This window comes from Armatimonadota bacterium (assembly GCA_020354555.1).
GTDB lineage: Bacteria > Armatimonadota > Hebobacteria.
In genome coordinates, this window is record CP070648.1 from 3,152,887 (window position 1) to 3,179,771 (window position 26,885).

24 protein-coding genes and 1 riboswitch are annotated in these 26,885 nt (G+C 66.5%); of the genes, 12 read left to right on the top strand and 12 right to left on the bottom strand.

The annotated features are described in order from the left end of the window. Positions 1-579: peptide chain release factor N(5)-glutamine methyltransferase (locus JSV65_12890; GenBank protein ID UCH33459.1), on the bottom strand; the 579-nt coding region annotated here is incomplete at its 3' end. Positions 580-652: 73 nt separating this feature from the next. Here JSV65_12890 and JSV65_12895 point away from each other — a divergent pair. Beyond that, entirely contained in the window at positions 653-2,686 is a 2,034-nt protein-coding gene (locus tag JSV65_12895; GenBank protein UCH33460.1) for a universal stress protein, read from the top strand. A 165-nt stretch (positions 2,687-2,851) separates the two neighbouring features. Here JSV65_12895 and JSV65_12900 read toward each other — a convergent pair whose 3' ends face one another. The 10 genes from JSV65_12900 to JSV65_12945 form a co-directional block, all read right to left on the bottom strand. Continuing rightward, positions 2,852-3,898, bottom strand: coding sequence for a hypothetical protein (locus JSV65_12900; GenBank protein UCH33461.1), 1,047 nt, complete (start codon positions 3,896-3,898; stop codon positions 2,852-2,854). 160 nt (positions 3,899-4,058) lie between these two features. Continuing rightward, on the bottom strand, positions 4,059-4,685 hold the full coding sequence (locus JSV65_12905; GenBank protein ID UCH33462.1) for a prepilin-type N-terminal cleavage/methylation domain-containing protein: 627 nt from the start codon (positions 4,683-4,685) through the stop codon (positions 4,059-4,061). A gap of 10 nt (positions 4,686-4,695) precedes the next feature. Next, the gene (locus tag JSV65_12910) at positions 4,696-5,211 is read right to left on the bottom strand and encodes a prepilin-type N-terminal cleavage/methylation domain-containing protein (protein ID UCH33463.1); all 516 of its coding nucleotides are present in this window, start codon (positions 5,209-5,211) and stop codon (positions 4,696-4,698) included. Positions 5,212-5,585: 374 nt separating this feature from the next. Next, positions 5,586-5,674: riboswitch (cyclic di-GMP riboswitch) on the bottom strand. A gap of 284 nt (positions 5,675-5,958) precedes the next feature. Next, on the bottom strand, positions 5,959-6,483 hold the full coding sequence (locus JSV65_12915; GenBank protein UCH33464.1) for an SIS domain-containing protein: 525 nt from the start codon (positions 6,481-6,483) through the stop codon (positions 5,959-5,961). A gap of 42 nt (positions 6,484-6,525) precedes the next feature. Further along, a complete protein-coding gene (locus JSV65_12920; protein ID UCH33465.1) occupies positions 6,526-7,650 on the bottom strand; it encodes a hypothetical protein in 1,125 nt (374 codons plus the stop codon). Between the two features lie 8 nt (positions 7,651-7,658). Beyond that, a complete protein-coding gene (locus JSV65_12925) occupies positions 7,659-8,528 on the bottom strand; it encodes an NAD(+)/NADH kinase (protein ID UCH33466.1) in 870 nt (289 codons plus the stop codon). 119 nt (positions 8,529-8,647) lie between these two features. Then, positions 8,648-10,102, bottom strand: coding sequence for a tetratricopeptide repeat protein (locus tag JSV65_12930; GenBank protein ID UCH33467.1), 1,455 nt, complete (start codon positions 10,100-10,102; stop codon positions 8,648-8,650). A gap of 253 nt (positions 10,103-10,355) precedes the next feature. Continuing rightward, positions 10,356-11,330: a Gfo/Idh/MocA family oxidoreductase gene (locus JSV65_12935; GenBank protein UCH33468.1), complete on the bottom strand. Its 975-nt coding sequence runs from the start codon at positions 11,328-11,330 to the stop codon at positions 10,356-10,358. Positions 11,331-12,104: 774 nt separating this feature from the next. After that, positions 12,105-12,725 (bottom strand): response regulator, encoded by a 621-nt coding sequence (locus JSV65_12940; protein ID UCH33469.1) that lies wholly within the window; start codon positions 12,723-12,725, stop codon positions 12,105-12,107. A gap of 77 nt (positions 12,726-12,802) precedes the next feature. Beyond that, entirely contained in the window at positions 12,803-15,508 is a 2,706-nt protein-coding gene (locus JSV65_12945; protein UCH33470.1) for a GAF domain-containing protein, read from the bottom strand. Between the two features lie 269 nt (positions 15,509-15,777). On the opposite strand from JSV65_12945, the gene JSV65_12950 reads away from it, so the two are divergent. The 10 genes from JSV65_12950 to JSV65_12995 all read left to right on the top strand — a co-directional run bounded on the left by JSV65_12950 (position 15,778) and on the right by JSV65_12995 (position 25,517). Next, positions 15,778-16,122, top strand: a complete 345-nt coding sequence (locus JSV65_12950) for a histidine triad nucleotide-binding protein (GenBank protein ID UCH33471.1) — start codon at positions 15,778-15,780, stop codon at positions 16,120-16,122. Positions 16,123-16,391: 269 nt separating this feature from the next. Then, positions 16,392-16,592, top strand: coding sequence for a 30S ribosomal protein S21 (locus JSV65_12955; protein ID UCH33472.1), 201 nt, complete (start codon positions 16,392-16,394; stop codon positions 16,590-16,592). A 101-nt stretch (positions 16,593-16,693) separates the two neighbouring features. Then, positions 16,694-17,692: a PhoH family protein gene (locus JSV65_12960; protein UCH33473.1), complete on the top strand. Its 999-nt coding sequence runs from the start codon at positions 16,694-16,696 to the stop codon at positions 17,690-17,692. A 103-nt stretch (positions 17,693-17,795) separates the two neighbouring features. Beyond that, positions 17,796-19,934 (top strand): HDIG domain-containing protein, encoded by a 2,139-nt coding sequence (locus tag JSV65_12965; GenBank protein UCH33474.1) that lies wholly within the window; start codon positions 17,796-17,798, stop codon positions 19,932-19,934. Next, a complete protein-coding gene (gene ybeY / locus JSV65_12970) occupies positions 19,891-20,388 on the top strand; it encodes an rRNA maturation RNase YbeY (GenBank protein UCH33475.1) in 498 nt (165 codons plus the stop codon). The genes JSV65_12965 and ybeY overlap by 44 nt, the downstream gene beginning before the upstream one ends. Then, positions 20,385-21,107: a diacylglycerol kinase gene (locus JSV65_12975; GenBank protein ID UCH33476.1), complete on the top strand. Its 723-nt coding sequence runs from the start codon at positions 20,385-20,387 to the stop codon at positions 21,105-21,107. Before ybeY ends, JSV65_12975 begins: the two co-directional genes overlap by 4 nt. 13 nt (positions 21,108-21,120) lie before the next feature. Next, positions 21,121-22,422 (top strand): HlyC/CorC family transporter, encoded by a 1,302-nt coding sequence (locus JSV65_12980; GenBank protein ID UCH33477.1) that lies wholly within the window; start codon positions 21,121-21,123, stop codon positions 22,420-22,422. Positions 22,423-22,467: 45 nt separating this feature from the next. Beyond that, entirely contained in the window at positions 22,468-23,796 is a 1,329-nt protein-coding gene (locus tag JSV65_12985; GenBank protein ID UCH33478.1) for an HlyC/CorC family transporter, read from the top strand. A gap of 326 nt (positions 23,797-24,122) precedes the next feature. After that, positions 24,123-24,539 (top strand): cytidine deaminase, encoded by a 417-nt coding sequence (cdd, locus tag JSV65_12990; protein ID UCH33479.1) that lies wholly within the window; start codon positions 24,123-24,125, stop codon positions 24,537-24,539. 6 nt (positions 24,540-24,545) lie between these two features. Further along, complete coding sequence (locus JSV65_12995; protein ID UCH33480.1) at positions 24,546-25,517, top strand: hypothetical protein; 972 nt, start codon at positions 24,546-24,548, stop codon at positions 25,515-25,517. Positions 25,518-25,576: 59 nt separating this feature from the next. Here the strand turns inward: JSV65_12995 and pheA are convergent, their stop codons facing one another. Next, positions 25,577-26,641, bottom strand: coding sequence for a prephenate dehydratase (gene pheA, locus JSV65_13000; GenBank protein ID UCH33481.1), 1,065 nt, complete (start codon positions 26,639-26,641; stop codon positions 25,577-25,579). A gap of 74 nt (positions 26,642-26,715) precedes the next feature. Here pheA and JSV65_13005 point away from each other — a divergent pair. After that, positions 26,716-26,885, top strand: a 170-nt coding sequence (locus JSV65_13005) for a hypothetical protein (GenBank protein ID UCH36776.1), incomplete at its 3' end; no start/stop codon positions are given.

Here is a 26,885-nt window from a genome sequence, read left to right on the forward strand (position 1 = left end):
GGCGACATACGGCGGGTTGGCAGCGATGACGTGGACCGGGTCGGATAACGGGTCGAGCAGGTCGCCGTGGAGGAGGCGGACGCGATCCTGCACGTTATGTCGGCGGGCGTTGGTCTCGGCGACTTCGAGCGCGTCGCGAGACGAATCTGTGGCGTAGACGATGGCGCGTTCGAGGCTGCAGGCGAGCGCGACCGCAATGCAGCCGCTGCCGGTACCGACATCGGCGATGAGCGGCTCGTCGAATCCGCGCGCGGCGGCCAAGGCGTGCTCGACGACGTGCTCGGTCTCCGGCCGGGGCACCATGACCCGCGGATCCACAGCGAACTCCAGGCCATAGAACTCCGCGCGGCCGGTGACATACGCAAGCGGCTCGTGGGCACCCCGGCGGCGAACGGCGTGGCGCAGGAGTTGCTCCTGCTCGGCACGGAGTGCGCGCTCGGGGTGTGCCAGCACCGCCGCAGTTGACGTGTCGAGCGCCCAGGCGACGAGCGCGAGCGCTTCGCGCTGCGGCGCCTCGACGCCGGCGCGCCCCAAGGCGACGGTCGCATCATTTACCGCTTGACCTACGAGATAGGGCATCGCGTTCGCTCATGGTTCCGATGTGCAGGAACGGGCGCAGTTGGCGCCGAAGTGCCCGCGTCGGTCGCAGCGCATGCCGCTGCAAGACCGGTTTGTGATGCAGGAACACAGTTCCCAGCCGCCGGATTCCGGCAAAGCCGCAGTGATGCGGCCTCACCGGGTGGTGCAACCGCCTCGTCCGCAGATTCTGCGTGGCCTGCGGCGCGCCTTGGGCACGGCCGGGCTGTATGCCATCGGCTATGGCAACGTCGGCTCCTCCATTTACTACGCGCTCGGCATCACCGCCTTTTACGCTCTCGGCGCAACCCCGATCGCCCTCGCGATAGCGGGCGGCCTGTTCATCTTCACCGCTGCCACTTACGCGGAGGGCGCCGCGATGATACCGGAGGCAGGGGGCTCGTCGGCCTTCGCGCGGCGCGCATTCAACGACCTGGTGAGCTTTATCGCGGGCTGGGCGCTGATCCTCAACTACATGGTGACGACGTCCATCTCGGCGATCACGGTCGTGTTCTACCTCGGTTACTTCTGGGCGCCGTTCAAGGACTCGAACGTCGTATCCACGCTCGGCGGCATGGCCGTGGTCTTCGCGCTCATGGTGCTCAACGTCATCGGGGTGCGCGAGACGTCGCGGGTCAACGTCTTCTTCTGCATCATCGACTTGCTGACCCAGGGATTGCTGATCATCGTCGGGATGTTTACGCTGTTCAACCTACCGCGGCTGCTGAGCTACGTGCACTGGGGCGGGTCGGAGACGTGGCCGACGACTTCCGGGCTGATCTACTCGGTGAGCATTGCCATGGTCGCGTACTTCGGCCTGGAGAGCGTGTGCCAGATGGCGGAGGAGACCAAAGAGCCGGGCAAGACGATGCCGCGCGCGCTGCTGCTGTCGGTCGTGACGGTGCTAGTGATGTACGCGTTCATCCCGCTGGTGGCGTTGAGCGCCATGACGCCGGAGACGCTGAACACGGAATGGCACGAGGACCCGATCGCCGGGATCGCCTATTTCCTGCCGCCGATTGAGATCAGCAGGCCGACCGTCGGGCTGCATATCGCGATCGCGAAGCTGATGCAGCCGTGGGTGGCGGTGCTGGCGGCGACGATCCTGCTCATCGCGTCGAACGCCGGCCTGCTGGCGGTATCGCGGCTGTCGTTCTCGATGGCGCAGCACCGGCAGATACCGGCCGCGTTCGGGCGCGTCCACCGCATATTCCGCACACCGTACATCGCCATCATGGTCTTCGCGGCGATCGCGGGTGCGCTACTGGTTCCGGGGTTCTTCACGCGCTACGTTCTGCTCAAGCTCGGGGAATTGTACACGTTCGGCGCGATGCTGGCGTTCACTCTGGCGCATGCCTCGATCATTGCGCTGCGGGTCAAAGAGCCGGAGGCTGAGCGTCCGTGGCGCGCGGGGCTCAACGTGAGCATCCGCGGGCACCGCATCTCCATCACGGCGATCATCGGCCTCGTCAGCACTCTCACGGTGTGGCTGGTTATCCTATGGACGCGAGACTTCGCGCGGTGGGTGGGGCTGGGCTGGATCGTGCTCGGCGTCATCATGTACTACTTCTACCGGCGCCGAACGGGGCTCGATGTGATTCGCGTCGCCCCGACGCGGACGATGCCGGAGCCGAAGCAACGGCGGATGCGGATACCGCCGGAGGCGACGGCGCGGCTGATCGAGACGATCCTGGTGCCGGTGCAAGATGCCGAGGATGCCGAGGCGAGCCTGCCGTTCGCCTGCCGGCTGGCCCGAGCCCACCAGGCGGATGTCCAAGTGCTGCACGTCGTCGTGGTACCGCGCAGTCTGCCGCTCGATGCGCCGCTCGAAGAGCAGTTGGAGGAGGGCGAGAGGATCTTGTCGACGGCGGAGAACATCGCGGAAGAGAAGTTCGACATGACGGTGCGCACGCATCTGCTGCAAGCGCGCGCCGCGGGCGTGGCGATCGTCGAGCTGGCCCGGGATGTGGACGCCGACGTCATTCTCATGGCGACGGCTCGCGGCTACGTGACCGGCGAGCGCCTGTTCGAGGAGACTGCGGAATACGTGCTGAAGAACGCGGCGTGCCAGGTGTGGACGATGCGGCTTTCGCCGCGAGACTCCGGCTGATGTCCGGGCGCGCCTGATGCGTCGGTGAGGAAATGCCTGCGGGAGGGCGTTGGCCCTCCCGCAGCTTGTCGCGTCCCACCTCCTGCTGGGATCATCTGTGGTGCGGCGCCGCCGCACTCTCGCGCGGCCGTCCGCGGCGCGGCGCCGCGGGGGCCGCAATATGTCTCACCGCACGCGACGCCAGGAAATGGCGGCAAACTGGGCGGGCGCGGAAGAATCGCCAGGCAGGGGGAGCGTCGGTTCCCTGTATTCCACGAGCAAGGTACCCTTGACGTCGATGACGTCGGCCGCCACACCGCCGAGGATGTCGGCGGTACCGTTGCCGAGGAAGCTGGAGGTGAAGTCCATGTTGTGGCAGTAGACGTAGCCCTCGATGCGACAGGTGCCGTTGATGCGCACGTCGCCGGCCGAGACGATGGCCAATTCGTCGTCGTCGACGCTGTTCAGAAGGGCGGACCCATTGATAGCCACGTCGCCGGTGCAGACAATTATGCCTTGTCCGCTGAACGTCGCGTTAATCGTGCAGTCGCCGTCTACGAAGGTGACGCCGTCGAGCGTCTCGTCACCGTTGAAGTGGTAGTCTCCGTCGATCACAGTGGTGGCGATGCTGCGGTAATACGCGAGGTCAATTGCGGGCATGGGGATACTCGGCGCGAACTCCTCCGCACTGCCGGTAATGGTCGCCGAGCCCGTGACCTTGATGCTGCCGCTCGAAGACGCGTCACCGTCCACGGTTGCCGTGCCGTCCACCTTAATGTTCGCGTTGGCGTGGACGGCGCCGGTGACGTCCGCGGTGCCACCGACGCGCAGCTCTGCATCGGAGAACAGGGCGTGGTCGAACACCGGATTGAGCGTGCCGGGATTAAGGAGGAAGCGCCCGACGACCTTCACCTGGGCCGGCCATCCCTGCGAGGTGCCGGTGGATTCGAGAATAACGGTGTTGGGCACCGCGAAGCCGCCGGCGTCCACGTACTGGGACGCGGTGACGGCGAATGTGCCGCCCGCAAGGTCGCTGCGGTCCCATGTCACCGGCAGCGAAGTGCCCGCGCCGTTATAGAGCTGCCAGGCGGCGTAGTCTACGCCTGCCTCGGCCAGATTAAGCGCCCGGGTTTCCTTGCGCACGCGGCTGGCGACTTGCAGCTCCTGCATGCTGGTCTGCACCAGGCTCGCGCCCACGATCAGCAGCACGACAAGGAAGATCATCGCCGACACCAGGGCGAATCCCGCTTCGCCGCACCGACCTTTCCGCGCCAATCCTGCTATTGTCATCTCCCCTACTCCCTTACGTCTGGTCTATTCACACTACGCTGGACGAACGCGCATCCTGCGGATCGCGCGCGCATGAGCCATGCGCGCCTAGTCGTTCGTCCGCTCACAGATTTCTCAGATAGGACTCGGTGTGCGCGGTCTGCGGCTGAAGCTGGCCGCGCACGACGGAGGTGGAGGTGATCCACATCTCCACGCCCCAGAGCCGGGTTGCGTCCGGCCAGTACTTGAACATTGGGCGCGGCTGTCCCGTGTCAGGATCAATCGGGTTGAGTTCGGGATGGATGTCCTCGGCGATCTTGATGCGCGGCACCCAGGTGTACGAGTCCTTGGGTTTGACCGCCTTCCACAGGCAGTGGCCGGTGCCGTATATGGCGCCCGTCTCGTCCGAGAGATAGAACGCCACCCAGTCGCCCTGTGACAGGGACAAGCCGTCGCCGGTGTCCACCAGCACATTGTCGTTGTTGGCATCCTTCTCGGGGACGATGAAGATCATCGCGTCCGCGAGAGCGGTGTCGAGCACCATCGCCTCGCGCACCTCGGACGAAATGCGCTCGACAGCTTTGGTGGCCTCGTCGTAGGGCCGCAAGCGCCACATGTTCTTGTTGTAGACGCCCAACACCGAGAAATAGATGAGCGAGATCGTCCACGCCAAGGCACCCATGACCGACATGGCGACCAGCAACTCCGGCAAGGTGAATCCGCGCTTGAGGTTCTTGCTCGCTACCATCATTGTCTGCTCCTCACGGCCGGTTGGTGATCAGCGTCGCCAGGCTGTACGAGCCGCTCGAGCGATGTGACCCGCCCCAGCTGACGGTGACGACGACTTGTTTCATGTTGAGGTACGGCTGGCCGGTGTCGGGGTTGGTGACCTGCGCTTCGGTGTCCTCGGTGATGCTGAGCGTGCCCTGCCCGCCGGAGAGTTCGGGCAGGCTGAAGTTGACGGTGCTCGAATCCACGATCTGATACTTGGGGTCGGGGAAGTGGAGCGAGTCCACCACCGCCCCGAGGTATCCTGCGTCGCGAATGCGCTCCATCTCCTGGCTGGCTTTCTGCGCGGCGATGGTGTAATTGGCGGACTTCTCATGCGACAGCACGCCGTAATACACCATCGAAGAAACACCGACGAGGCCGATGGCGAGAATCATCGCCGCCACGAGTACCTCGATGAGGGTGAAGCCCGCCGTACCCCGGGGCAAAGCGCGCCGCACCGGGGTGCGACAGATGCAGGCTGCTATGTGGTGTGTTTTCGACATCATCCTCTCCCCGGGCGCCTCCGCGGCCAGACCGCGCGGTTCCGCCCCGGCAGGCCTCGCGCTGTGCGCTCGGCCCGTCCTGCCAATCCGACTCGGCCGTCGTGCACCATGGCCCCCCCTGACGAAGCCCTCGCTGTTCCGGCGGGACGCTCGCGATGGGTGCACAGCGCCCCAGACTCCTGTCGAACGAGCTTCCGCAGGCCCTGCGTTCGCGCCGCGTGCGCGCTCTCGGAGCAGCGGAGACTCGAGCAACAAAAAACCCGCTGTCAGTCTAGTCCGTTCCAGACAGCGGGTCATTCCCGAGCCTAAGATGAGCCGGCTACCGTGACACTGGCACACGTCAGGCATGCTGTCCGCCCGGTGTTAGCTGACATGTCTTCGGCAGCCTGGCAGCCGTGGCGACGACCATCGCGGTAGGCCCATGGCTTTGCGTCCCTGAGTTTCCTCAGGTTTGCCTTTATCGGATTGATGGCGTTGGCAAGGTACGTCTTCGGAGTGCTTGCTTGATGCACTCACGCATCTCTAATGTTCCATATTCCGGCACACATTTCACACGCCGGACAGCCCCACCCAAGGCCCGTCGCGCTACTGCGGCGGCTCGCAGACCGGATCGGGTACCGCGGGAACTGACGTGGGAGCCGCGCAAGCGGCGGCGATGCGTTCGCGACCGACCCCCCTGATGGAGCGCAATGCGGGAATGGGCGAATGCGCCGGGGCGCGGACCGTGCCGGAGAGCGGGGGCGGGCGGGGCTATTCCAGATTTGCGTGGCGGGCGAGCATGCTCTCGGGCGTCTCGCCAAGCGCGGCCATGAGGCCGAGGACAACGGAATCGAGGAATAGGAGTAGCGCTTGCTCGAAGGCCGAGGCGCCCGGCTGATCCGACGAGGCGACGGGGATGACTACGGTGTGACTCCCGGCGGTCGCAAGAGGCGACGACGAGGCCTGGGTTACGGTCCAGACTTCAGCGCCAGCGGCCCGTGCTTGCTCCGCGTGGAGCAGCGTGCCCCGGGTGCGCCCGGAGCCGGAACACGCGACGAGCAACGCGCCTGGGGTGATGGCGGGCGTTGTCGGCTCCCCGACGAAGTAGACCTGCGTGCCGAGTTGCGCCAGTCGCGCAGCAAACGCGGCCGCGACGAGGCCGGAACGTCCCCGGCCGGTGACGAACACCCGGGGAGCCGTCGCGAGCGCCTCGACGAACGCCTGCTGCTGCCGCTCGTCAATCCCCGCCAGGGCTTGCCGCACCTCGTCCAGGATTTGCTGCTTGCTGGTTTCCATTATGCCCTTTGCGCGCGCTGGATCAGGGTCTTGAGCAGATCGCTAGCGCGTCAGCAGTAGTCCGATCTTGGCCCACAAGGCTTCGAGATATGCCCGCACCTCGGGCGCGAAAAACAGGATCATGGCGATGGTGATGGCCGCCACGGTGACCATCGCGACGAGGTAAGCGGGCGATGGTGCGCCGCGATAGAGGCGGCTTACGCCCTTTGCGTCAACCAGGATGGAGCCGACCTTGAGGCGAGTCAGGAAGGTGCTTGCCATGCCGCCGCGGGCTTTATCCAGGAAATCGACGAGGCTGAAGTGAGTGCCGACCGCGATGATCAGCTCGGCCCCCTTCTCGTAGGCAAGCAGCAAGGCGACATCTTCGCTGGTGCCGATGGAGGGAAAGACCCTCGGCGATAGGCCCTGGGCGCGCAGTCGCTCCAGGCCGGGGGCCCTGCCGTCGGGGTAGGCGTGGAGGACGAGTTCGGCGCCGCATCGCAGCCCACGGTCGGATATGCTGTCCATGTCGCCGACGATGAGGTGCGGGCGGTAGCCCGCCTCGAGCAGGACGTCCGCGCCGCCGTCAACGCCGATGAGGACCGGCTTCATGTCGCGAATAAAGGAGCGGATGATGCGCAAATCCTCGCGGGCGCCCTGGCCGCGAACGACGACGAGGACGTGGCGCCCGGAGATAGAGGTGTTGAGGTCCGGGATGTGCCCCGGCTCCGCCAATAGGCCCTGCTCGGCCCCGATGTAGCTGAGCGTGTTTTCGACGAAGCTGCGCAGCTCGTGGTCCACGTTGGCTCTGGCGTCGTGCATGCGCTCGGCGACACTCGCCTGGGTGAGGAGCTGTCCCGAGCAGATGACGGCGCCGTTGCGCAGCACATCTGCCCCGCGGAGTTCGATGACGTCGCCCTCGCGGACGAGTTCCATGATATCATCGCCGGCTTGATCAATGACCGATATGCCGGCGTTGAGGAGCGCCTGGGGGCCGAGGTTGGGGTACTTGCCGGTGATACTGCTTTGCGCGTTAACGACCGCGCCGACGCCGCGCGCGATGAGGTCGCTGGCGCACGAGCCGTCGAGATCGCGATGCGAGATGACGGCGATGTCGCCCGGTTGCAGGCGCAGGGCGAGGCGTTTGGTGCGGGCGTCCACCCGCGCTTTGCCGGATACTCGCTGCACTCGATACCTCAGCTCCGGCCGGCCCAGCCCAACTTGGTGCGAACCTTGGCGAAGAAGCTCGGGCCTGCCAATTGCACGATGTGCGCCGCCGTCGGCGCCTTGCGGATGCGCACGACATCCCCGGGTGCAACGGCGAACGCCTCCTGCCCGTCAACCGCGGCCAGCACGTCCTGGCCCGACTTCACGGTGCCCGTCGTAAGCACCGATATCTCCTCGCCGGACGGTACCACCATCGGGCGCGCCGACAGGGTGTGGGCGCAGATCGGAGTCACGATGAGCGCCTCGAGGTGCGGGCTGACCACCGGCCCGCCGGCGGACAGGGAGTACGCGGTGGAGCCAGTGGGGGTGGCCACGATGACGCCGTCCGCGGAGAAGACACCGACTTCCTCAGCGCCGACCCGGATTTCCAGGCGCAGCACGCGAGAGGAAGCGCCCCTCGCGATCACGACGTCGTTGAGGCCGAGAACGCTGCGACGCACCGCCCCGTCGCGCACCAACTCTCCCCGGAGCATCATGCGGTCACGCACCTCGTATTTCTCCGCCAGCACGTCCGGCAGCGCCGCCATCAGTTCCGCCTGCGGTACCTCGGTGAGGAATCCGAAACCGCCGACGTTGCACCCCAGAATGGGGATACCGTGCGGGGCGGCGAGGCGCGCGGTGGACAGCATGGTGCCATCGCCGCCCATGGCGAGGGCGAGGGACACGCCCTCCATCAGGCGGTCGTCGGGCCAGCCGAGGTCGGTGCGGCGCAAGCGCGCCGCGAGTTCCTGGCGCAGACGCGGCTCCACGTCGTGGCTTTCCAGCCACTCGACGAGACCGCGGACCAGCCCTGCTGCACGGCGCTTGTGCAGCGAGGCGATAATGGCGATTTTCCTCACGCTCATCTCGCTTGTGTGCATCGTTCGTGGGCACGCATTGCCAGCGGTATGCGCCGCGAGCGAGCCGGTCAGGAATTGAGCCGGCCTGAGCCGATGCGGCGCGCGGGCGCAGGCGCGGCCTATCCGGGCGGCGAGCCGGAATCGGTGGGCGCGAGGCGTTCGAGGTTGTAGCGCGCGTCCTCGTAGCCCGGGCTGGTCTCGAGCGCCTTGCGGTAATGCCCCATCGCCTCCTGCCGTTTGCCTTGCGCCTCGAGGACGATGCCCAGATTGTTGTGCGCCAGCGCGTACCCACGGTCTATGGCAAGCGCGCGCGCGAACACCTCCGTGGCCAGATCGAGTTCGCCGCGGCGGTAATGGATGAGGCCGACGTTGTTGAGCGCGCCCAGGTGCTCTGGTCGCAGCTTAAGCAGGCCCACGTAATGCGTCAGCGCGACGTCGTAGTCGCCGCGGCGGAAGTAGTAATCGGCAAGCGCTTCGCGGGGCGTGGGGTCATTGGGCGCCACGCGCGCCATGCGCTCCCACTGCTCGACGGCCTTCACGGTTTCGCCCTTGCGCAGATAGGCAACGGCGAGATTCTGGTGCGCGAGGGCGAAGGTCGGCGCGGCTCGCACCGCCTTCTCCAACACGGCCACCGCATCCTCGACCTTGTCCAAGGCGAGGTACGCGGCGCCGAGATTGGACAAGGCGCGGGGATCGACGGACTTGATCTTGAGCGCCTGCTTGTAGGCGGCAACGGCCTCCTCGTATTGCTCCTGGCGGGCGAGGGCGAGGCCGAGGTTGTAGCGGGCGGCGAAATCGTCGGGTTGGATCTCCGCGGCGCGCCGGAATGAGGCCGCCGCCGTCGCCAATTCGCCGCGCTCGAGGCGCACGAGGCCCAGGTTGAGATGGGCGAGGAATGACGACGGATCGACTTGCGCTGCTGCTTCGAGCGCCGCCGCCGCCTCTTCCAGGCGACGTGCGGAGCGCGCCGCCGTGCCCAGGTTGAGCTGGAACTGGGCGTTGTCCGGCTGCAAGCTCACGGCTGCGCGATACTGCTCGAGCGCAGCTTCCAGTTCCCCCTTGCGCTGCAAGGCGACGCCGAGGTTGTCGCGCGCGGGGGCGTGCTTGGGGTCGGCGGCGATGACCGCGCGGTACTCCCGCACCGCCCCATCTGTGTCGTCGGCCGCCAGGCGCGCGTTGCCCAGGTTATACCGGGCGTCGAGCATGTCGGGGGCGAGAGAGAGCGCCTTCTGGTAGTGGGCTATGGCCCCGGCGTGATCCCCTCGTGCCAGAAGCACATTGCCCAGGTTGTTGTGGGTCTCGGCCGAATCGGGCTCCAGTTCGAGCGCGTGGCTGAGAGAGGCCGTGGCGTCGTCAACGAGGCCGGCGCGGAGCTGCGAGCACCCGAGCCACGACCAGGCGCCTGCAGATGCCGGGCTCTTCTCGACGACCTTCTGGAAGGCGGAGGTTGCCGCTGCGTAGTCACCCGCGCGGAACGCCGCCACACCGTCCTCCAGGTCGTCCGCAGTCGCGAATAACGGCCCGACCACGATGCAGCAAACCACGAGCAGAAACCGCAGTGATCTGTAACGCACGTTGGGACTCCCTAAGACGTACATTGCTCTGCGCCGCGGGCACGATTCGCCCCGCGACGGCGCGTGCCAGCACTCGGATACCGCTCGTTCGCGGACTCACGCCGGAAGCTCGCGGCCCGGCGCCGCGTCACGAAGCGGGGCGACCCGTGTGAGTATATCACAGCCGACCGGCGGTTTCAACGGCGAACGGTCGCATAAGACCCCAGGGGACAAGCGGCCCGAGCGCCGCGAGCGGAAGGAAGTACGCGCCGCATCAGGTGCCCAGCGGCGGCACTTGGACCGGCTTGCCGGTGCGGGCGGATTCGGCCGCGCACAGGACCGCCGCAGCGGTCTTCGCTCCTTCAAGGGCGTCAGTCAGGGGGCGCTTCCCGGAGCTGATGCAGTCCAGAAAATGGGCGACTTCCGGCTCAAAGGGGTGGCCGGGCGGAGGCAGGGGTATCTCCATCCACTCGTGGAGCCCGTCGAGGCTGAGGCGATTGCGGGTAACGGTGCCCTTGGTGCCGAAGACGCCGAGGTTATACAGCTCCGGCATCGGATTGACGCAGCCGTACAGCGCGGTGACTCTGCCGACGGCCCCGGAGGCGAAGCGGTAGACGGATGCGCACGTCGCGGGATGGGTCATCTCAGGGTATGCGATGCGATTCGAATAGGCGAAGACTTCCGTGACGTCGCCCGCATACCAGCGCAGGAGGTCAAGGGGATGGCAACCGCCGCCGACGATGGGTATCTCCTCGGCGAGCTTCCATTGCTCCATGTCGCGCTGGCAGCGCAGGTCGTGGATGTAGTCGGCCTCGAGGTAGCACAGCTCCCCCAGCGCCCCCGAGTCCACCCACTGCTTCACCGCGCGAAAGACCGGGTTGAACCTGAGCACGTGGCCGACCATGATGACCCGGTCGGACGCCTGCGCCGCGGCCAGCATGCGGCGCACATCGTCGAGGGAGTTAGCGAGCGGCTTCTCGACGAAGACGTGCTTTCCAGCCTCGAGAGCGCGGAGGAAAGGCTCGGCGTGCTGATGATCCCCGGTGTGGATGGAGACGGCGTGGACATCGGGATTGTCGAGCACGGAGTAATCGCGATAGCCCTTGACGTCGTACTCGTAGGCGGCGGCGCGCAGGCGTTCGTCGTCGCGGTCGCATACCGCCACGAGACGCGCCACGGGATGGTCAGCGTAGGCGCGACAGAAGGCTCGGCCGTTGTGGCCCAGACCGATGACTGCAATGTCAATCATATCGTTCATCCTATCGGGCCTCGGCTATTCGAGAAGCCGCCGAGACTTCTCCGGAATGGGGTTCGTGAGCGCGACACCGCGCTCGGCGGACACTACGCTAATACACGAACCCTGCCACGTTCTCCTTTCGGCACGTCATGCGCGAAAGGGGGGCAAATGAGGCAAGCAGGCGGATGGCGAGGTGCTTCACCGTGATGCGTGCGTGCCGTTGACGCGGGCCGGGCGCGGCGCGACAAGCCGATGCCGGCCGAGAAGCTGCGAGTGGAGAGAAAAGCACCTGGGCGGCTCGCGTGAGCGCTGCAACTGCCTGATGGGCATGGTGCACAAGCCCTCCCGGGCTTGTGAGGGGGGCCATGCTGGCGTCTGTTGAACGGCCGGCTCACCACCCAGGTGCCAAAGCGAACACAATCCAGAAACAACAAGCCCATCTCTCGCCTACGCGAGGATGGGCTGCCCGGGCCCCTTGTGAATTCGAGATCGGAATTCACAAACGGTATTCAGCCGATATATGTTTCTGTGCTGTGTATAGTAGCAGACCCGCCAGCGCATGTCAAGAGCAAACGCGAATGCGTTGGACGGATATTGCTCGAAAGCTTCGGGCAGTGCCCAGGCGGCGCCGCGCGCCGCCCTTCGACGAACTCAGGGCGGCCCCGAGCGAAGCCGCAGGGCCGCTGCGGAGCGAGGCGGAGCCGCGTCATCGAGACTCTTCCGGAATGGGGAGGCCTTGAGCACGATGCCACAGTCCGCGAGCTGTCCGCGGACGCAAGGACCCCATTAGTCCGAGGGCATCTCAGGTCTCGGCCGGCGGGGCGGCCCGATCTGCGGCGCCATGAGCTTGCCGGCCTCGACGACCTCGATAGCGATCTGCTTCATGGGACGGCGTTGGTCGCGGCTTGCCTTCTGCAAGCGCCTGAAGGCCTCGCCCTCGTTGAGGCCGGCGCGGTCCATGAGGAGACCTTTCGCGCGCTCGATCAGCTTACGCACCTCGAGAGCTTCGTTGAGATCCTCGACCTCGCGCTTGACCTGCTCGAGTTCGGCGAAGCGCGCCGCCGCGATGTGCAGCGCGGACAGCAACTGACTGCGGCTGACGGGCTTGACGAGGTAAGCGCAGGCTCCCGCCTCCGTGGCGGCTCGCACCGTGTCGTCGTCGCTGTAAGCGGTAAGCATGACGACGGGCAGCGGGCGGGCCTCCATCAGGCGCCGAGTCGCTTCGATGCCGTCCACCCCAGGCATCTTGATATCCATGAGCACGAGGTCCGGTTCGGACTCCTCGGACACAGTGAGGCACTCCTCGCCGCACTTCGCCTCCCCGATGACGGTATGACCCGCTGCGGTGAGCAGCCGACGCAGCTTAAGCACGGTCAGCCCTTCGTCCTCACAGATGAGGACGCGCATACTCCGCAGTCCGGTGACTCTTGCTCTTTCGTTTGCCGTGTCCATCTTACCAACCACTTGTTTGTTACCCCCTATCCCTATCTCGGGAAGCGAACGCGCGCGACCGTGCCCCCCGCGCGGCCTCCCCGGCGGCGGAGGACAATCGTCCCTCCGAGGTCGCGCTCCGCCAGCACGCGCGCTATTTCCAGGCCCACATGTCCGTGGGTCCTCATGTCGAAGTTCGCGGGCAGACCCGTGCCGTCATCGGTCACCCGGAGTTCTATCGTGCCGTTACGGTCGCTCAAGCTGACGCGCACGGCACCGGCCCTGCCGTCGTCCAATCCATGTCGCACGGCGTTGCTCACCAGTTCGTGGACGATGAGCGCGAGCGCCGTCGTCTGCTTCGAGTTGAGCGTCAACGGCGACGCCTCAACCGCGAGTCCCACTTCCTGGTCTCGACCTTGATTGCTGACCACGACGAGCGGAACCAGGCGTTCCAGGACCTGACTCACGTTGACCGTCGCCACGTCGTGGTTACGGGTGAGGAACTCGTGAACTAATGATATCGCACGAACGCGCTGGACGCTATGCTCGATGCCATCGGCGGGGTCCGCCCCGCCCGACTGGATCAGCTCCAGCTCCAGCAGGTCGCAGACCGCCTGAAGGTTATTCTTAATGCGGTGGTGCGCCTCCTGCACCGCGAGGCTCAATTGCTGCGAGCGCGCCCGTTCTTCCTGCAGCAGGAAGATATTGTCCAGCGTGACCGCGGACTGATTTGCCAGGGCCATCGCCATATCCTTCTCGTCTTGGCTCATGGCCATTGGCGCACCGTCGTTGTCGGCGACGAGAATGCCGCACAACTCCGTGCGGCTGATGACCGGAACGGCGACCGCAGCGTGCGTGCCGAGGACGGCGCAGTAGCGTTCGGGCATAGCCTTGTGCTCCCCGACATCCGGGCACAGGACGGGTTGACGCTCGCTCACGGAAAGCGCGAGGACCGGTGCGTCCTGCAAGCGCATCGAGGGGAGTCGGCGCAGCCGACTCGCTGGTATGTTGTGCCCGCCGATGGGGATCAAGAGGCCTTTCTTGGCGTCGTGGTCGAGGCACAGCGCGCGCTTGGCATCGAGCACGCTGGCCAACCCCTCGCAAATGATGGTCACGACTTCCGCAGGATCGGAGCACGAGATGAGCCGCTCCGCGGCGTGATTCAGCGCGGCAAGCCGCTCTGCCCGCCGGTGCGCCGCCTGGTATAGGCGCGCGTTCTCCACGGCAGCCCCAAACTGGCCGGTGATGACAGTCAACATGCTGACCGCCTCATGCGTCAAGGCAGCCGGATCCGAACCGCCCACCGCGAGGACGCCGAGGGGCGATTCGCGCCCCGGGATGGGGATGACGGCTCCACCGCGCATGGCCGGCGGCAGACAGTCGCGCAGCTTGCGGTTAATCCGGCGAACGCGCCGAATGTCTGCGAACACGAGCGGCCTGCGGGTAGCCATGGCGCGGGAGCTGGCGCTCCCTTTGACCTTTATGCGGGCCCCCTCGGCCATGAATTCGGCGCTCACTCCCTGAGCCGCGGTGAGGATGAGTTCGTCACCCTCGGTAAGGTAGAGGACACCGTGATCGAGGCCGAGCAGGCCAGTGGCGCTGCGCACGGCGTGGTCGGCGAGCCGGTTGATGTCAAAGAGCCGGCTCCCGGCACGCGTGAGGCGCCCCATGGAAGCAACCATTCGCTGGCTGTCTTGGAGACGCTCGCCGACGCCGCCTCGCTCCAAGTTCGTGATGACGGCGACGGCGCCGAGATGGGCGCCCGATGAATCGTGGCTTTCGCCCGCGCTCACGGCGAACGGAATGCGCGAGCCGTCCGGCCGCCTGATGCGAATCTGGCCGCTGACGACTCCCCCGCTGGCGGCTTGCACCTGTGCGCGCAGCGCTTCCGCGTCTTCGGGCTCAACGAACTGGTCCCACGGCCGCCCGATTACCCGGCTCGGCCGGCGGCCGAGAGCGCGGAACAGGGCGCGATTGCCGAAGGCGATGCGGTCTTCTCTATCGAGGATCGCCATCGGATCGTTCATCCCGTCGAAGATTGCCTTTTCCAGTTCGAGCCGGGTCTTGATGCGGGCGGATAGGTCCGTAGCTTGAGCGTAGAGGTTGCTGTTGTCGAGCGCCACCGCGGCTTGGTCGGCGAAGAGGCGGATGATGCGGAGGTCATCTCTGCCGAAGGCGCGCTTGCGTCGTCTGTGCGAAACGCCGATCATCCCGATGGCTTTGCCCCGCGCCATCAGGGGAACCACTATCAGACTCTTGATGCCGCGTTCACGCATATAGGGCCGCGCGAGGACGAGATGAGGGGACCTCACCGCGTCGCCGACCACAAGCCCACCGTTCTCGCACAGGGTCTTCCAGCCGCGGCTGCGTACGGGGAGGCTTGGCACCGCTGCCAAGATGTCGGGCGTCACATCGCCCGCGACGGCCTGCGGCTCAAGCCGATCTTGGTCGGTGTCGAGCAGGAAGATCGCGGCGGTATCACCCCCGACGACCTTGACCGCCTCGTCAACGATCACCTGGAGCGCCTGACGCGGGTCGAGACAGGAGGCGACTGCCGCGCTGGCCTCCTGTGCCCCGAGCAGCGCCTTGCGCGCCCGGCGGAGCCGACGGTTTTGCGCCTCCAGCCGGCGGAGCTTCCGAATCGCATCCTGTGGCGAGGTCTGAACGTCTGTTGCAGACATCGGAGTCTCGACTCGTACCAGTCTACACCGCCATTGGCAGTCGAAAGGGGCCGGCGTCGCGCCGCACGATCTCGACACGAATCCCCGCCAGCCGATGACGTGCCAGCACGGTGCTCCTCGAGGCAGCCGAGGCCCCATGGATCGTCGTCCACATGCGCCCCGGAATCATGCCCAAACAACCAGTTATGCGAGTAATTCGACGCCGCCCTTCCCCAACCTGCACCGCCCCGCAACCAAGCGACAGGAGCCGGCAAGGCCGGGCGCGAAATGTCGTGTTGCGCGCATGAGACATCACGCGACCGCGGCATGCCCGGCACGCGGGGTGTCCCGCTCCGGGAGGTGAGAGGATGACAGACTGCCTCTTCTGCAAGATTGCCCAAGGCGAGTTGAAAGCAAACAAGGCGTATAGCGACGACCGCGCCGTCGCCTTTCACGACATCAACCCCCAGGCGCCAGTGCACGTGCTGATCATCCCCACGAGACATATCGAGAGCCTGCTCGATATGGGGGAGGAAGACCTCGAATTGCTGGGGCATCTCCACGCCATCGCGGCGCGTCTGGCGCGGGAATTGGGGGTGGCCGAAGCGGGGTTCAGGGTCGTCGTCAACACCAACCGTGACGCGGGGCAGTCGGTGCCGCATCTCCACTTGCACCTTCTGGGCGGACGTGCGATGGGCTGGCCGCCAGGCTAGTGATCGGCGCGGCGCCGAGGCCTGTGGGGCCGAATGACCCACGGAGCGCGCTATAGCAAACATTTGCTTGAAAAACGGCCGCTTCGGGCCGGCGACGTTGACAAATGGCGCTGGCGGCCTGTATAATGCCGGCAACAACACGGCCTTCGAGCAGGCGGGGCGGTCGGTTGAACGCCGGGGCTGGTTCAACGACCGGGCGGCGGGTCGCGCGAGGGTCGAGCGGGTCCGAGAGTCCCCATTGTGTCGGGAAGAGGAAGGGAGGGATATGTTTGCCGCAGGTTCAGGTTCGCGATAATGAGTCTTTGGAGAACGCTCTGAAGAGATTCAAGCGCGCGCTCCAGCAGCACGGGGTGTTGGACGAGGCGCGGCGGCACGAGCGATACGAGAAGCCCAGCGACAGGCGGCGGCGTTTGGCGGCGGCGTCGGAGAGGCGTCGGCGCAAGGCAAACGCGCGCAGTAACGCCCGGTAGAACGGACCGGGAGAGCGCCCCGCGCACGGCTTGGACCGGGCGCGGGGTTAGCGTCTGTGGCGGCGGCGACGGGGGGCGCTGTGGCTTCGCCCGAGGCTAGATTGGACGACGAACAAACAGAAGTCACCGTGGTGCTGGCGGATAACGACGAAGTGGCGAATCTGCTTGGCAGCCACGATCGGAATCTGAAAGCGATAGAGAATGAGTTTGGCGCGCGCATCGTGGCGCGCGGCAACGAGTTATTGATTCGTGGGCGCCCGGACGAAGTGCGCCAGTTGAGCGGGCTGGTGGGTCAGCTGACGCGGCTGGTGCGACGCGGGCACCCACTGTCGCCGGAGGAAGTGAAGTACGCCGCGCGAACCATCCGCAGCGACGAGCGTACGCCAGCAGTTTTCACCGACGTCGTGCTTGTCAGCGACCGCGGCAAGCAGATTAAACCCCGCAGCCACAATCAGCACCGCTACGTGGACGCGCTGCGCAGCCAGGATCTCGTCTTCGCGATCGGTCCTGCGGGGACCGGCAAGACATACCTGGCGATGGCGAGCGCGGTTGCCGCGCTGCAGCACAAGCAGGTCAATCGCCTCATTCTCACGCGCCCGGCCATCGAGGCTGGGGAGCGACTCGGCTTTCTGCCCGGGGACATGCAGGCCAAGATTGACCCGTACCTGCGGCCGCTGTTCGACGCGCTGTACGACATGATGGATCACGACAAGGTGCAGCGGCTGATGGAGCGTAATGCGATCGAGGTGGCGCCCCTCGCCTTCATGCGCGGCCGCACCCTAAACGACAGCTTCGTTATCCTCGACGAAGCGCAGAACACGACCCGGGAGCAGATGAAGATGTTCCTGACCCGTCTCGGGTTCGGCTCGCGCGCGGTGGTAACCGGCGACGTGACGCAGACGGACCTGCCGCGCGGGCAGCAGTCCGGGCTCAACCACGTTCGGGTGCTGCTTAAGGGCATTGAAGGCATCGAGTTCATCTACTTCAGCGGCGCCGACGTGGTGCGCCACGAACTGGTGCAGAAGATCATCGAGGCTTACGACGGAGAGGACGGCGACAAGGATCGGGGCGCAGCACCGGAGCCGGACATCGGCGAGTGACGTCTCGTCCCTGCGCGGTCCGCGGCACGAAGGCGTGTGCCGCGACGCGGAACGAACGCGCGCCCGGTGAACTGCGGGCGGGCACCCACTGATACGATCTCAAATGTCCGTGATCGGCGAGCTGGGGAAGGGCCTAAAACGGCGCCTGCGGGCCGCCGCCGAGCGGCGGGGCACGTGGCTGCGGGCGATGCTCGCCGTCGTCACGGTGCTGGCGATCGCCGGCATCGTCATCGGTTACTCGCTGCAAGCCACGCGCGTGTCCCTCAGCGCCGGCGAGGCGAGCCCGGAGACCATCTACGCGCCGCACACGACCACTTACGTAGACGAGCAGGCGACGGAGCAACTGCGTCAGCGGGCGGAGGAATGGGTGGCGCCGGTGTACGCGGTGCAGCCGCAGGCCGTCGCACACGCCGAGAACGAAGTCGAGCGGCTGTTCGCGTCGCTGGCGGCGCGCGGAGCGCGATTGGATGACCTGCAAGGCTTATTCCCCACCGTGTCGCGCGACGCGCTGGCGTGGGCGATGGCGCAGCCCGCCGACAAGCTGACGCGGCTCGCCGAGCCCGCGCGGGGCATCGTGCGGGACGTCATGTCCCAATCCGTACCCGAGGATGCCGAAGGCGTTGCGGCGGCGCGGCAGGCGGTGAGGGAGGCGGCGGGCAAGCTTGCCCTCGCGGAGCCCGCACGGCAACTCGTCGCGGGCGTCGGCGAGCGCGCACTGCGGCCCAACCTGGGATACGACGCTGAGGCGACCGAGGCGGCCCGGCGGGCCGCACGCCGAGCGGTGCGCCCGGTGCAGCAGACCGTTGTCGCGGGCGAAGTCGTCCTGCACGAAGGTGAGGTCGCGACCTCGGGGGACATCGCCGCCCTGCGCGCATTGGGTCTGCTCAGTCCCGTGCCCAACCTGTGGCAGATGGTGTCGGTGGTGGTGCTGTGCGCGCTCGCGCTGGTTGCCATCGCCACATACCTGCGCCGCCACCAACCGGACGTCTATCGGGACACCCGGCTGCTACTGCTGACTGCCCTGGTCGCGGCGCTCGCGCTGTTCGCGGTGAACCTGGTGAACCTGCGCGGGCCGCGCGCGGAGCTTATGAGCATGCTGTCCGTGACCGCCGGCATCATGATCATCGCGGTGCTTGTGGGCAACCGCGCCGCTCTCATGGTCGCCGTGGTCGAAAGCCTGCTGGTGGGGCTCATGGCGCAGGGGCAGTTCGCGCTCGTCGTGCTCACCCTCGGCAGCAGCCTGACGGGCCTGCTGCTCGCCGGGCATATCTGGCCGCCGTCGCGGCTGGTCGGGGCCAGCGCCACACTGGGGGCGGTGAACGTCGCGCTCGTCCTGGCCGTCAACCAGATCACGGGCGGTGCCCACGTCTTCACCGAGGCGTGGCATGCGCTGCTCTACGGAATTGGCGCGCCCGCGCTCGCCGTGGGCGGCATTTACCTGCTCCAGCGTCCGTTCGACATCGCCACGTACATGCGGCTGCTGGAGCTGGACAACCCGAATGAGCCGCTGCTGCGGCGCATGCTGGAGGAGGCGCCGGGCAGCTACATTGACAGCATCTTCGTCGCCAACCTCGCCGACGCCGCGGCGGAAACCGTGGGCGCCGACCGCCTGCTCGCGCGCGTCGGGTCGCTCTACCACGACATCGGGAAGCTGCGCCGCCCGTACCTGTTCACGGAGAACCAGTCGGTGCTCGGCATCGGCAACGTCCACGAGCAGCTCACGCCGTCGCTGTCGAGCCTGGTGATTACGTCGCACGTCAAGGACGGCGTCGAACTCGCCCAACGACATCGGCTGCCGAAGGTGGTGCGCGACCTCATCGCGCAGCACCACGGTACCTCCCTGGTCAGCTTCTTTTACCATCAGGCGCGCTCCGGACCCGGAGGCGACGCGCTGCAGGAGGAGAGTTTCCGCTACGCGGCCCCCAAGCCGCAGACCAAGGAGGCGGCGATCATCATGCTTGCGGACGCGGCTTTCGCTGCGGTGTGGAGCCTGCCCGACAAGAGCCCGGCGCGGGTGGAGGCGGTGGTACAGCAGATCGTCCGCGAGCGGCTGGAGGACGGACAGCTCGACGAGTGTCCGCTGACGCTGCGCGACCTGTCGGCGATAACCGATGCGTTCTTGCGCTTGCTGAAGACCATGATCTTCCATACGCGCGTGGAATACCCCCAGCTGGCGGAGCTGGCGGCGCGCCGATCCAGTGGCCATAGTCATAACCATTCGCCGCGCTCAAAGCGCGAATAGAGACGTCCTGCGGCTGGCGGCTCGTGCGGCGCTGCGGGACGAGGGTATCCCGCGCTCCGCAGAGTTGAGCATTCTGATTACGGACGACGAGGAGGTGCGGCGGTTGAACCGCGAGTACCGCGGGGTGGACGCCGCCACCGACGTGCTCGCCTTTCCTCAAGCAGACGCGCCGGAGGACCCGCGACCGCCGTGCGACGAGCCCCGGGCATCGTCGCGTTGGGCTGAGGAGCCGCAGCTGCTCGGCGACGTCGTGATCTCGGCCGAAAGGGCGCGGCTGCAAGCCCGGGAACGTCATGCATCGTTTGACGAGGAGCTGGCGCTGCTGGCGATCCACGGGACGCTTCATCTCGTGGGATGGCGGGATGACAGGAACGAAGAGCGGGAGCGCATGGTACGGCGCGGGCAGGAGATATGGCGCCGGGCAAAGAACGCGAACGCTCGAAGCAACGGATGAAATCAAGATCTCTGCTCGACAGCTTCCGGTTCGCGCTCGACGGCATGGTGCACGTGATCCGCACGCAGCGTCACATGCGCTATCATCTGGTGCTGACGATGGCTGTGATCGGGCTGAGCGTGCTGCTGCGGGTGACGAAGGTCGAGCTGATTCTGCTCGTGCTCGTCATCGCGATGGTGCTCCTGGCGGAGCTGTTCAACACGGCCATCGAGCTTGCGGTGGATCTGGTCACGGAACACTACCACCCGCTGGCGAAGGTGGTGAAGGACGTAGCGGGGGCGGCGATGCTGGTGGCGACCTTGGCCTCGCTGGCGGTGGGCGCGATGATATTCCTCGACCGGCCGCGGCTGCGTGCGCTGATCGCGGGAGGGAGCCTGCACACCCCGGCCAACATCCTCCACGTGCTGCTCGCGGCCGCCGTGCTGATCGCGATCCTGGTGGCCGTGACCAAGGTGCGCGGCGGCAAGGGGACGCTGATGCGGGGCGGGGTGATGAGCGCGCACGCCGCGATCGGGGCGTTTCTGGCGACGACCGTGTACTATGCCGGCGGGGGGGCGCTGGCTGTCGGCGCAGCGGCGCTGCTGGCCCTGCTGGTGTGCCAGAGCCGCGTCGAGGCGGGCATTCATACCGTGCGCGAGGTGATCCTGGGGGCGGTGGCGGCGGTCGCGGTGGCGGTGCTCATGTTCGAGGTGCTATCGGGAGGCAACGGAGGCCGGTGAGGACGCTGCGCGAATGACTTCATATGACTGGCAGGTGCTGGCAACGCTCGCAATACTGCTCGCGTTGTCGGGCTTCTTCTCGGCATCCGAGATCGGACTTCTGTCGGCGGGCAAGTATCGGCTCCGGCAGTTAGCGCAGGAGGGCTCGTGGTCGGGGCGCATCGTGGTCGCGCTGCTCGAGCGCCCAACGGTGATGCTGACGGCGGTGCTCATCACCATCACCGGCCTCAACTACACTGCCGAAGCTGTGGCCACAAGCTGGGCGATGCAGCCGGATCGCCTCGGGCCGCAGTGGGGGCCGCCCGCAGCCATTCTCGGCCTGACCATCATCGTTCTCATCTTCGCGGAGGTGACACCGATCACGTACGCGGCAGCCAATCCGGGGCGGGTCGCGCGCGTCGCAGCCGGGCCGGTATGGCTGCTGACGTGGGCGCTCTGGCTGCCGGTCAAGGTGATCACAGCGTTGGCGAGCGGGCTGGTGCGTCTGGCGGGCGGGGTGACCCAGCGTCCCGAGTCGGTGGTAACGGAACAAGAGCTGCGCACCATCGTCGAGATGGAGGCGGAGCGCGGGGGTATCGAACCCGAAGAGAGGGAGATGATCCATTCCATCTTCGAGTTCGGCGACAAGGTGGCGCGGGAGGTGATGGTGCCGCGGCCGGATATGGCGGTGGTGGAGCGCACCGCGACGGTGCGGGAGGCGGTGCAGCTGGCGATCGAGCGCCGGCTCTCTCGCCTGCCCGTGTATGACGGCGACCCGGATCACATCGTCGGGGTGGTGCACGCTAAGTCGCTGCTCCCGTATCTACACGACCGCCAGGTGGACGTCCCGGTGGAGCGGGTCATGCGCTCGCCTGCTTTCATTCCCGAGACGAAGCGCGTGAGCGAGTTGCTGGGCGACCTGCGCCAACAGCAGGAGACGCTGGCCATCGTGGTGGACGAGTACGGCGGCACGGCGGGTCTGATCACCATCGAAGACTTGCTCGAGGAGATCGTCGGAGAGATATACGACGAGTATGACGTGGAGCATCCGCCGGTGCAGCGGATAGACGACGCGACGTACATCGTGGACGGCACGCTGACGATAGATGACGCTAACCAGTTGGACGGCGCGCAGCTGCCGGCGGGGGCGTACGACACGGTGGGCGGACTGATTTACGATCGGGTGGGCGCGATACCCGAGCAGGGCGCGCGGGTGGAGACGGAGGATATGATCCTCGTCGTCGAGCAACTGGACGGGCGCCGCGTGACCAAGATACGCATGACGCGCAAACCGCCTGTCGAAGACGAGGGGCAGGCGGTGCCGGGGGAGGAGTAGCTCGCGCGGGCATCGGTCATGGATGACGGATCAAGCTCATTACCATTGATGGTCGCGGCCGCGGCGCCTCTCGGCGTCGCCGGAGTGGTGCAGGTCGTGTTCATCGGGCTCGCTTTACTCCTGCTCGCGTTCGTGTCGCTGGCGGAGGCGGCGCTGGTTTCGGTCGACCGAGTGCGCGTGCGGCAGCTGGCGGCGGAGGGTGACGCCCATGCCGTGCTGCTGAGCGAACTCGTCGAACGCCGCCAGGAAATCCTGAGCAGCCTGGTCATCGGCATCAACTTCGCCATCCTCGCCGTCTCGTCGCTGGTCACGGCGCTGACGATCCACTTGTGGGGCGTGGAGTGGGTGCCGTTGGTCACAGTGGTGACGCTGGTCGTGATGCTGACTCTGTGCGAGATCGCGCCCAAGTCGTACAGTGCGAATCAGCCCGACCGCGTGGCGCTGCGGGTCGCAGGGGCGGTGGCGCTGCTGCACAGAGTGCTGCGGCCGATCGCATCACTGCTCAACACCGTCGGCCAGTTCCTCATCGCTCAGGTTCTGATCCGGGTGTTCGGCGGCGCCCGGTGGGTGCAGGGGCAGGCCTTCTCGGACGATGAGATCAAGCAACTCGTGACCGCCGGCGAGCGAGGCGGGGAGGTGCAGGAGGAAGAGGCGGAACTGATCCATGGGGTGATCGAGTTCGCGGACACGGTGGCGCGGGAAGTGATGGTGCCGCGTACGGACATGGTATGCCTGCCCCAGGAGGCGTCGCTCGGGGAGGCGGTGGCGATCATCGAACAGCACGGCCACTCGCGGGTGCCGATCTACGCCGGCGACCTGGATCACATCACCGGCATCGTCTATGCGAAGGACTTGCTCGCCCATTTCGAGCAGGGGCGCCCGGCGGCAGCGCTCGCACGGGTAGCGCGTCCGGCGCACTTCGTGCCGGAGAGCAAGAAGGTGGACGAGTTGCTGCGCGAGATGCGGCAGCGGCGGGTACATATCGCGATCGTCATTGACGAGTACGGCGGCACCGCGGGTCTGCTCACGATCGAGGATCTACTGGAGGAAATCGTGGGCGAGATCGTGGACGAGTACGACCGCGAGGAAGAGCAGATCCAGATGATCGCGGACGGCGAGGGGGTGGTGGACGCGCGGGCGAGCGTGGACGACGTGGAGGAGGCCTTCGGCGTCGAGCTGCCGCAGGGGGAGTTCGATTCCATCGGCGGTTTCGTCCTCGATCGCATCGGGCGTCTACCCGTGGCCGGCGAAGAGATCGAGGCGTGCGGGCTGCGCGTCGCCGTCGAGGAGGTGAACGCCCACCGCATACAGAAGATTCGCATCACGCGCGTGCCGGACTTCGACGTGGATGCGGACGAGTCGGAGCCGCAGTAGGGGCGGGGGAACAAGGAGCGACAGGCGATCCGCGGAGCTGTCGCATCGCGCAGATTCAGAGCAAGAGGTTGAGTGTCTATCTGCAGTCCGTCCTCCGTGCGCGGGCGCTCCTACGCCATGTTCGCCAATGCGGTACGGCTCTGGACCCGGGCTCTGACGCGGCGCGCTGTTACTGCTTGATATCGTTCCGCGCGGATTTCCCGTGACATCAATCCACGCGCCCGACTTGATCTGCGCAGCCCGGCATCATCCGTGTCGGCCGCGCAATTCGTCTAATATGCGGCAGTGCTCCGGGTGCGGTGAGGGATTGAAGGGATGATACTGAAGTGAAGCCGGTACACGCGGAAGATCTGGTCGAGGCCGCCCGCGCCGCGAGCGAGCGCGGCTATGCGCCGTACTCCGGCTTCCGCGTGGGGGCTGCCTTGCTCGGCGAAGCGGGGGGCGTGTTCACGGGATGCAATGTGGAGAACGCCTCGCTCGGGATGACGATCTGCGCGGAGCAGAGTGCGGTGGTCTGTGCGGTCGCCGCGGGCGAGCGGCGGTTCCAGGCCCTCGCGATCTATTGCGAGGCCCAGGAGCCGGCGCCGCCGTGCGGCGCGTGCCGTCAGGTACTGCGGGAGTTCGCCCGCGATCTGCGGATATACCTCGCGGGGGCGCGCGGTGACTGGCGCGAGGTGGCGCTGGCAGATTTGTACCCGGAGCCTTTCGGCCCGGACGCCCTTCGCGGCCTAGGAAAGGACTGAACGCCCGTGGCGGTCAAGGTCAAGCTGCAGAAGAAGAAGCCCGCGCCGGTGAAGTTCGCGGTCACGGATTTCGCCCATCCGGATGAACGTCGCGCGCGACTGACCGGTCTGGGCATCGGCGTGGGGGCAATCATCGTGATTCTCGGACTGGCTGCCTTGATGCCGTACCGCGTGCAACTCACCGCAGCATGGGCGGCGTGGGCGGTGCTCGCCGCGGTCTATTACGCGGTGGCCGGCGAACGGCGGGAGCAGCGCGAGTTGGTAAATGACGCTCGGCGAAGCAAGCGAACGCCGCCGGATGAGATTGTGGACATGGCTCGCAAACAGACGCGGCTGGTGGGCGTCGCGGCGCACGTCGTTGCAGCGGGAGCGGAAACGGAGCTGACCGCGGTCGGAGACACGCTCGTCGTGCCGGAGGGGCTGCGGGAGCGTTTGAGCCCTGGCGAGGTGTGGGCTGTCATTGCCCGCCACGTGGGGCATCTCAAGGCGGGGCACGTCAGGCTGCGGAATCTGTGCCGCCGCGTGAACCAGGAGGAGCGCGTCCTCGCCCGCGTGCTCGCGCTGCCGCTACGCGCGCTGGCGCGAGGGTTAGCGAATTGGCGGTGGTACGCCGAGATGACGGCCGATCGGTTGGCGTTGGTGCTCACGCGCGACCGTAAAGTCCTCGCCGCCGCGCTGCTCAAGGAAGCGATCGTCGGGGCGGAAGGGATCACCACCGCGGACATAGACGAGTACCTCAAGCGCCAGGGCAGCCTCGCCGCGCAGAGCGCCGAAGTGACCACCCACTTCAGACTCGGCGAAGTCCTGCGTGCGCGAGAGGACCTCATGTACCGCCTGCGCGCCATCGGCCAGTACGCCGAATCCGAGGAATACAAGCAGGCGTGCGACAAGCTCGACGCGGGCCAACGCAAGGACTCGGAGGCGCCGGCCGGCGGATCGAAGGCGAGCGACAAAGATGCGCCCGGCGCGCCGATCTAGCGCGCACTGAGCGTGCCGGCAGGTCGCCCTAGTTCCGCCAGACGGTGCGCGAACGGCGTCTACTCCGCCTCGGGATAGCTGCCGAGGACGCGCACGAAGAGCGTTTGCTCGCCGAGCATGTCGAGGGCGCGTGCGACGGCCGGCTCGCTGATGTGGCCCTGAACATCAACGAAGAAAACGTATTCCCAGGGCGTCTGCTTCGTCGGGCGCGACTCGATCATGGTCATGTTGATGTCGTACTTGTCGAGCACCGCGAGGGCGCGATAGAGAGAGCCCGCCTGGTGGCGCACCGAGAACATGATGGATGTCTTGTCGCGGCCGCTGGGCTCGGCCGCGGCTGCCTGCCCGACGACGAGGAAGCGCGTGCGATTGTGAGGGGAGTCCTGGATTCTCTCGCCGATGATGGTGAGGTCGTAGAGCCCTGCGGCGAGCCGCGTGCCGATGGCGGCGGAGCTCGGCTCCTTCGCTGCGAACTCGGCGGCGCGTGCGGTGCTTGCGACTTCCTGGAGTTCGGCGCGGGGCAGATTCGTCTTGATCCACACGCGGCACTGCGCCAAGGGTTGACGCATTGAGTAGATTCGCGTAATCTCCTCGATGCTGGAGCGTGCTAGCAGGTAATGGTCGACATCGAGGTAGGTCTCGGCGCAGATGTCGAGCGAGGACTCGGCGAACATGTCGAGGGTGTCATTGATAACGCCCTCGGTCGAGTTCTCCATGGGCACGACGCCGAAGGTGGCGACGCCTTTCTCGACCTCGCGGAACACGTCGGGGATGGAATCGGCGGGCCGGGCCTGCGCGCGCGCGCCGAACTTGCGCAGCACGGCCATGTGGGTGAAGGTGCCGGCCGGTCCCAAGTAGGCGACGGTCGCCGGCATCTCGAGTTGGCGGTTGGCGGCAATGATCTCGCGATATATGCCTACCAGCGCATCGTCGGGCAACGGGCCGGCGTTCGCCGCGACCAGGCGATCAAAGATCTGCCGCTCGCGGGCGGGGGAGAACCTCGCCTTGGCGCTGCGGCGTTTCTTCGCGCCGATCTTGGCGGCAAGCTTGGCGCGCTGGTTGAGCAGCGCGAGGATCTGGTCGTCAATCTTGTCTATGGCGGCGCGGTCGCGCTCGATTGTCATGACGTGCTCCCAAGCCGATGCGTTGATATGCCTAGGCTATCGCACGCCGGCGGGTAGTGTCAAGGTGGACGGCGATGTGTGCGGAGCAATCGCACAGTAGAAAAGCCGGAGGTCGTACGCCGAACTCGCGGGCGAAGCTCGAAGAGGTGCCCGACGGGCTGTGGGTCAAGTGCTCGAAGTGCGGCGCGATGCTGTACCGGAAGGAGCTGGTGAAGGACTTGCTGGTATGCAAGCGCTGCGCGCA

Excerpts from the sequence above, each read along its gene's own strand:
- JSV65_12950 (UCH33471.1), top strand. The coding sequence starts at position 15,778 with ATGACAGACTGCCTCTTCTGCAAGATTGCCCAAGGCGAGTTGAAAGCA.
- JSV65_12940 (UCH33469.1), bottom strand. The coding sequence starts at position 12,725 with ATGCGCGTCCTCATCTGTGAGGACGAAGGGCTGACCGTGCTTAAGCTG.
- JSV65_12915 (UCH33464.1), bottom strand. The coding sequence starts at position 6,483 with ATGGAAACCAGCAAGCAGCAAATCCTGGACGAGGTGCGGCAAGCCCTG.
- pheA (UCH33481.1), bottom strand. The coding sequence starts at position 26,641 with ATGACAATCGAGCGCGACCGCGCCGCCATAGACAAGATTGACGACCAG.
- JSV65_12905 (UCH33462.1), bottom strand. The coding sequence starts at position 4,685 with ATGATGGTAGCGAGCAAGAACCTCAAGCGCGGATTCACCTTGCCGGAG.
- JSV65_12910 (UCH33463.1), bottom strand. The coding sequence starts at position 5,211 with ATGATGTCGAAAACACACCACATAGCAGCCTGCATCTGTCGCACCCCG.
- JSV65_12975 (UCH33476.1), top strand. The coding sequence starts at position 20,385 with ATGAAATCAAGATCTCTGCTCGACAGCTTCCGGTTCGCGCTCGACGGC.
- JSV65_12935 (UCH33468.1), bottom strand. The coding sequence starts at position 11,330 with ATGATTGACATTGCAGTCATCGGTCTGGGCCACAACGGCCGAGCCTTC.
- JSV65_12980 (UCH33477.1), top strand. The coding sequence starts at position 21,121 with ATGACTTCATATGACTGGCAGGTGCTGGCAACGCTCGCAATACTGCTC.
- JSV65_12965 (UCH33474.1), top strand. The coding sequence starts at position 17,796 with ATGTCCGTGATCGGCGAGCTGGGGAAGGGCCTAAAACGGCGCCTGCGG.
- JSV65_12895 (UCH33460.1), top strand. The coding sequence starts at position 653 with ATGCCGCTGCAAGACCGGTTTGTGATGCAGGAACACAGTTCCCAGCCG.